Raw genomic sequence first — 1,050 nt, forward strand, 5'->3', positions numbered from 1 at the left:
AGACGAGATCCACGAGTCGATCCGCGAGTCCGAGCGCCTCCGCGAAGAGGCCCGCACGCTGCTCGAGGACTACAAGGTGCAGCTGGCGGCGGCCCGGCAGGAGGGCGAGGACATCCTGGAGCGCGCCCGCAAGGTGGGTGAGGTCACCAAGGGCGAGATCCTCGAGGAAGCGAAGACCCAGGCCGCACGCGCGGTGGAGAAGGCGCACGAGCAGATCGAGCGCGAGACACGCCAGGCCCTGCAGGAGATCAAGGCGGAGGTGGCCGCTCTCACCCTGCTGGCCACCGAGAAGGTCACGAGGAAGACCCTCACCGAGAAGGATCACCTGAACCTGATCAACGAGGCGATCGCCGAGATCGACCTGGCCAAGTTCAGCGCGAATTAGGAGGCTGTTGAAGATCGAAGCCTTGGCCACCAGAACGCACTGGACGGCGCGATACGGCGTCCTCGGTCGCGCCCGTAGCGCTGCTACGAACGCTTCCTGCGTCCTTGTCTCGCGCTTGCCCATCGCGCCCTGGCGGCGAAGCGTCATTCTTCAACAGCCTACTAGGAAGAGAGACCGGTGAGCGAGACCAGGATTGCCAGAGTGTACGCCGGGGCCCTCTACGAGGCGGCTGTCGAGGCGGACGCGGTCGACGCGGTCCGCACAGACCTGACCGCCTTCGTGGAAGCCCTCGCGCAGTCCGCCGAGTTGCGGGCTCTCCTGCTGGACGAGCAGATGCCCGGCGGGGAGAAGAAGCGGGCCCTCATGCAACTGACGGAAGGGGGACAGAGCCTGGTCCGCAACTTCCTGCGGGTGCTGGTGGACAAGCGTCGCGAGTCGGTGTTCGAGGAGGCGTGCGGTCTCTTCGTGCGGCGGGCTGAGGTCGACGCGGGCATCGTGAAGGTGGCGCTGGTCACGGCGGTGCCCGTGCCGGACACGATGCGGGAGAGTTTGTTGAAGACCCTGGAGTCCTCTCTGGGAAAGAAGGTGGAGTTGACCCTTACGGTGGACGAAGCTGTCCTCGGGGGGGCGAAGCTCCGAATCGGAGATCGGATCGCGGACGCGAG

At 66.1% G+C, this 1,050-nt stretch carries 2 protein-coding genes; both read left to right on the forward strand.

The window, feature by feature from the left end; translation table 11 throughout:
* On the forward strand, positions 1–385 hold a 385-nt coding region (locus Q8K99_08855; protein MDP2182662.1), incomplete at its 5' end, for an ATP synthase F0 subunit B.
* A 177-nt stretch (positions 386–562) separates the two neighbouring features.
* Positions 563–1,050 (forward strand): ATP synthase F1 subunit delta (gene atpH / locus Q8K99_08860; protein MDP2182663.1); only part of this gene is annotated, 488 nt, incomplete at its 3' end.

This window comes from Actinomycetota bacterium (genome assembly GCA_030682655.1).
Lineage (GTDB): Bacteria > Actinomycetota > Coriobacteriia > Anaerosomatales > JAUXNU01 > JAUXNU01.